Source organism: Streptomyces sp. SID1328 (assembly GCF_009865595.1).
Classification (GTDB): Bacteria; Actinomycetota; Actinomycetes; order Streptomycetales; family Streptomycetaceae; genus Streptomyces; species Streptomyces griseoluteus.
Map to the genome: position 1 here is coordinate 1 of NZ_WWKH01000289.1, position 4,453 is coordinate 4,453.

Genomic DNA, 4,453 nt, shown 5'->3' on the forward strand with positions numbered 1-4,453 from the left:
CCCGTTCCCGTTGCCGAAGTTGTCGTTGCCCCGGCCGTTCCCGTTCCCGAAGTTGTCGTTGCCCCGGTTGCCGTTGCCGTTCCCGAAGTTGTCGTTGCCCCGCCCGTTCCCGTTCCCGAGGTTTCCGTGCCCGTTGCCGTTCCCGAAGTTCCCGTTGTTGTTGAAGTTCCCGTTCCCGTTGAAGTTCCCGTTCCCGTTGAAATTGCCGTTCCCGTTGAAGTTCCCGATGCCGTTGTTGAAGTTGCCGTTGAAGTTGCCGTTCCCGTTGAAGACCCCGACGTTCGGGCTGACGCCCGTGACGGTGGTGGTGCCGTTCCCGTTGCCCATGCCATCCGCGACGGCGACGGGGACGGCGAGACCGACCACGGCGATCGCGGCGCACGTGACCGCCAAGGCACGTTGGTTACGCATGTGTTCCTCCGCGAGAGGCACGCCGGGGCCGGTCCCCGGTCGATCGGCGAGAAAAGCACCTCCCGACAGAACCCTCCGGCGCAAGGAACACGCCCGCATGTCGAGACTGGTCCGTCCTGGTGAGCACCCCTCCTGTCCGACAACCGCACAATCGGATATCGCCGCAGGTCACACCCCGTCAGAAATTCTCTCCGCTCTGCAACTCGGATGGCGCACCGGAAAGCGGGACCGCCACCCGTTCGCCCGCCGCCCCGTCGCCGCCCGTCCGCGCGGGACTTAGCGTTTTCCCATGCGCGACGGACGTGGTGACAGCCGCGTCGAGAGGGGATGGCGAATGTCTGCGTCCGAGCTGGCGGAGTGGAGCGAACGGGAGGAGCGGCGCAGGCGACGCGCCCCCTGGGGCGTACTGGCGCTCGTGCTGCTGACCGGTGTGGCGCTGATCCGCAACGGGTCCGGCGAGTTCGACGTGGGCCCCCCGCAACCCGCGGCGGCCGCCGCCCCGGCCCCCGATACGAGGTCCGCACCGAGCGTCGAAGGGCCGGCGCCCGCCTCGGTCCCGGCCGGCCTGTCGTTCTCCCCCGCGGACCGGGTCCGTATCCCGGCGATCCAGGTCGACGCCCCGGTCACCCCGGTGGGCCTGGACGCGGACGGCTGGGTCGGCGCGCCCCCGCCCGAGGACCCGAACCTGGCCGGCTGGTTCACCGGCGCGGTCTCCCCCGGCGAGAAGGGCACCTCGGTGATCGTCGGCCATGTCGACAACACCCAGGGTCCGGCCGTCTTCTATGGGCTCGGCGCGCTGAAGAAGGGCGACCGGATCGAGGTGGCCCGGCAGGACGGCCGGACCGCGGTGTTCGAGGTGTACGGGGTCGAGGTCTTCGAGAAGAGCAAGTTCCCCGGTGACCGGGTCTACGGCTCCAAGGGCACGCCGGAACTGCGGGTGATCACCTGCGGTGGCGGCTTCTCCAAGCAGAACGGCTACGACGGCAACGTGGTCGTCTTCGCCCGCCTGGTCACGGGAGCCTGAGCCCCCGCGACCAGGCGCCGCATGCCCTAGGTCATGCGGCGGGGCGGGACGGTGAGGTGGTAGCCGTGGTCGAGCAGGTAGGGCAGGTACTCGCGGATCGCGCGGACGCTCTGCGTCCGGTCGCCCCCGGCGTCGTGGGAGAGGATGACGACACCGGGGGCGGCGCCCTGTTCCACCCGCTTGACGACCGTGCTCGTGCCGGGGGTCATCCAGTCGGTGGTGTCGACGGTCCAGGCCATCGGCTCCATGCCCATCTCGGCGCCGAGCTGGAAGGTGGCCCGGTTCCAGGCGCCGTAGGGGGCGCGGAACCACTGCGGGCGGTCCCCGTAGGCGTCCTCGATGACATCGCTGGTGCGCTCGATCTCGTCGCGGATGTCGCGCCGGGCCATCTCGGTGAGCAGCGGGTGGGTCCAGGTGTGGTTGCCGACCACATGTCCCTCCTCGGCCATCCGGGCCAGGAGTTCCTTGTTGTCGACGGCCATCTCCCCGCACACGAAGAACATCGCGCGTACGTCGTACTTGGCGAGGGTGTCCAGGATGTGCGGGGTGTAGTCGGGGTGGGGGCCGTCGTCGAAGGTGAGCATCATGTTCCTGCCCCTGCCGGTGAGGCGCAGGATGGGCTGGTGACGCACCTTCAGCTTGCCGGGGGCGGTGTGCGGGCTGCCGGAGCCGATGAGGGGCCGGAGGCGGAACGCGGAGGGCTTGAGGGCCTGGCGGGCTTGGGGCCCGGCGAGGCCGGTGGTGGTGCGGGCGGCCCGGTCGCCGCCGCCCGACATGAGGGCTCCCCCGGCGCCCGCGGCACCGAGGACGGCGGCCGAGCCGAGGAGCATCCGGCGCCGTGTGAACAACTGATCCTTCTCCATGAACCATCAGTCGCCCGCCGGCCCCGCGCCGCACCGCACCGACACCGGTGTGGCGGGTCCGGTACACCCGGTCGGCCGAGTGACGGCGCGATTCCGGGGGCACTCCTGCCCGTCCACTGGACGGAACGGCGGCTTCCGATAGCCTCACCGCCGTGACGGAACAGCAGGCAGAGCACGAGCGGCACCGGTTCGAGCGGGGCACGGACGGTCCCAAGGTCATCGTCGTCGGCGTGGACGGCTCCGACTCCTCGCTGCGGGCGGCCGCCTACGCGGGCGGTCTGGCCCGGCGGCAGAGGGCGCTGCTGGCGGTGGTGTACGTGCAGCCGGTGCTGGCGGCCGGGGCGGCGCTCGGGGTGCCGGTGGCGCAGGCCACGGACGAGATCGCGGAGGACCTGATCGCGCAGATCAGGGAGGCGGCGGAGCGGGTGAAGGGGATATTCGAGGTGCGCTGGGAGTTCCACACCTTCCGCGGCGACCCCTTCAACGGCCTGGTCCAGGCGGCGGACGAGCTGAAGGCGGACGCGGTGGTGGTGGGCGCCTCGGAGCAGGCCGGCCACCGGATCATCGGGTCGGTGGCGGTCCGGCTGGTGAAGGCGGGGCGCTGGCCGGTGACCGTCGTCCCCTAGCGAGGGGCCGCAGCACCGGCGCGGTCGCCAGGAGCAGTACCCCGGCCGCGGCGATGGCGGTGCGCGGGCCGGTGAGCGAGGCGAGCAGGCCCCACAGCGCGGTCAGCGCGGCCGTACCGGCCCTGGTGGAGACCGACCAGGCGGAGAGCGTACGGGCCACCCGGTCGTCCGGGGTGCGCTCCAGCCGCTCGGCTGCGAGCACCGGGTTGAACACGCCCGCGCAGGTGATCAGGCACAGCTCGACCGCCATGACGAGGACCAGGCCGGGCACACCGGGCCGGACGAACGCCAGCCCCACCGGCCAGCAGGCCCGCAGCACGCCCGAGGCGAGCAGCACGCGGCGCCTGCCGTACCGGGCGGCGAGGGGGCGGGCGAGCCGGGAGCCGAGAAGCCCGCCGAGGCAGGGCACGGCGAAGGCGAGGCCGTAACTCCACGGCGCGAAGCCGAGCGGGCCGAGCATCAGGACGGCGAGCGGCGTGGCCTGAGCCATGATCAGGCCGTTCACCAGGACCGTGTTGAGGAACAGCGGGCGCAGCTCGGGGTTGTGGAGCAGGTGCCGCCAGCCGTCGAGCAGGTCGGCGGCGCGCGGGCGCGCAGGGTCGCGGGGCGGGCGTTCCGGGGCGGTCTCGGTGCCCTTGATGGCGCGGATGCCGAGGGCGGACAGCAGGAAGCTCAGGGCGTTGGCGGCGACCGTCACCACGGGCCCGAACAGGCCGACGGCGGCACCGCCGAGCGGGGGTCCGAGCACGGTGGCGGTCCAGGTGGTGGACTCGAACCTGCTGGTGGCGGTGAGCAGCCCGGCGCGCGGCACGAGGCCTTTCAGGTGGGCGCCGGAGGCCGCGGTGAAGGTGAGGTCGGCGGCGGCCACGACCATGGAGACGACCAGGAGCTGGCCGAACCCGAGCACCCCGAGGAAGTGGGCCGCGACCACGGCGAGCAGGGCGGCACACCGGACCAGGTCCGTCATGATCATGACGGGTCGCTTGCGGCGGAACTCCATCCAGGGCCCGAGCGGCACCGCCAGCACCGCGCCCACGGCCGGTCCGGCCGACGCCAGCAGGGCCACCTGGGCGGGGCCCGCGTGCAGCACGAGGAGGGCGATCAGCGCGAAGGCGTCGAACGCCAGCCAGGTCCCGGCCGCGCTCACGGCGTACGCCGCCCACAGCCACCCGAACCGCGACCCCAGCTTCACTGCACAACCTCCCGTTGACCGAGGTCATGAAATCGGCCGCGATACCACGGGAGCAAACAACCAAACTCCACCTCAGCACAACCACTGGTTGTACGGCTACCCTGTCGGCCATGGACCTCAAGGCCGTACGCACCTTCGTCGCCGTGGCGGACGCGGGGCAGTTCCAGGAGGCGGCCGCCGTGCTCGCCGTCACGCAGCAGGCCGTCTCCAAACGGATCGCGGCGCTGGAGCGGGACCTCGGGGTACGGCTGTTCACCCGGACCGCGCGGGGCGCCGAACCGACGCTGGACGGGCGGGCGTTCCTGCCGCACGCGCGGGCGCTGCTGCTGGCCGAGGA

The 4,453-nt window shown here is 72.1% G+C and carries 5 protein-coding genes and 1 pseudogene; 3 read left to right on the forward strand and 3 right to left on the reverse strand.

Annotated elements, in window-relative coordinates; translation table 11 throughout:
* Positions 1-432, reverse strand: a pseudogene (locus GT030_RS35545) (hypothetical protein); the annotation flags it as partial.
* 313 nt (positions 433-745) lie between these two features.
* Here GT030_RS35545 and GT030_RS08800 point away from each other — a divergent pair.
* Positions 746-1,435: a class F sortase gene (locus GT030_RS08800; RefSeq protein WP_161200612.1), complete on the forward strand. Its 690-nt coding sequence runs from the start codon at positions 746-748 to the stop codon at positions 1,433-1,435.
* A gap of 26 nt (positions 1,436-1,461) precedes the next feature.
* Here the strand turns inward: GT030_RS08800 and GT030_RS08805 are convergent, their stop codons facing one another.
* Positions 1,462-2,298 (reverse strand): polysaccharide deacetylase family protein, encoded by an 837-nt coding sequence (locus GT030_RS08805; protein WP_161200613.1) that lies wholly within the window; start codon positions 2,296-2,298, stop codon positions 1,462-1,464.
* 152 nt (positions 2,299-2,450) lie between these two features.
* On the opposite strand from GT030_RS08805, the gene GT030_RS08810 reads away from it, so the two are divergent.
* Positions 2,451-2,924, forward strand: coding sequence for a universal stress protein (locus GT030_RS08810; RefSeq protein ID WP_161200614.1), 474 nt, complete (start codon positions 2,451-2,453; stop codon positions 2,922-2,924).
* Here the strand turns inward: GT030_RS08810 and GT030_RS08815 are convergent.
* Positions 2,860-4,116 (reverse strand): MFS transporter, encoded by a 1,257-nt coding sequence (locus GT030_RS08815; RefSeq protein ID WP_161200615.1) that lies wholly within the window; start codon positions 4,114-4,116, stop codon positions 2,860-2,862. The two genes, GT030_RS08810 and GT030_RS08815, sit on opposite strands and share 65 nt — an antisense overlap.
* A gap of 110 nt (positions 4,117-4,226) precedes the next feature.
* Here GT030_RS08815 and GT030_RS08820 point away from each other — a divergent pair.
* On the forward strand, positions 4,227-4,453 hold a 227-nt coding region (locus GT030_RS08820; protein ID WP_161200616.1), incomplete at its 3' end, for a LysR family transcriptional regulator.

What these genes read in the sequence shown, in the direction of transcription:
- GT030_RS08805 (WP_161200613.1), bottom strand. Translation starts at nt 2,298, where the DNA reads ATGGAGAAGGATCAGTTGTTCACACGGCGCCGGATGCTCCTCGGCTCG.
- GT030_RS08800 (WP_161200612.1), top strand. Translation starts at nt 746, where the DNA reads ATGTCTGCGTCCGAGCTGGCGGAGTGGAGCGAACGGGAGGAGCGGCGC.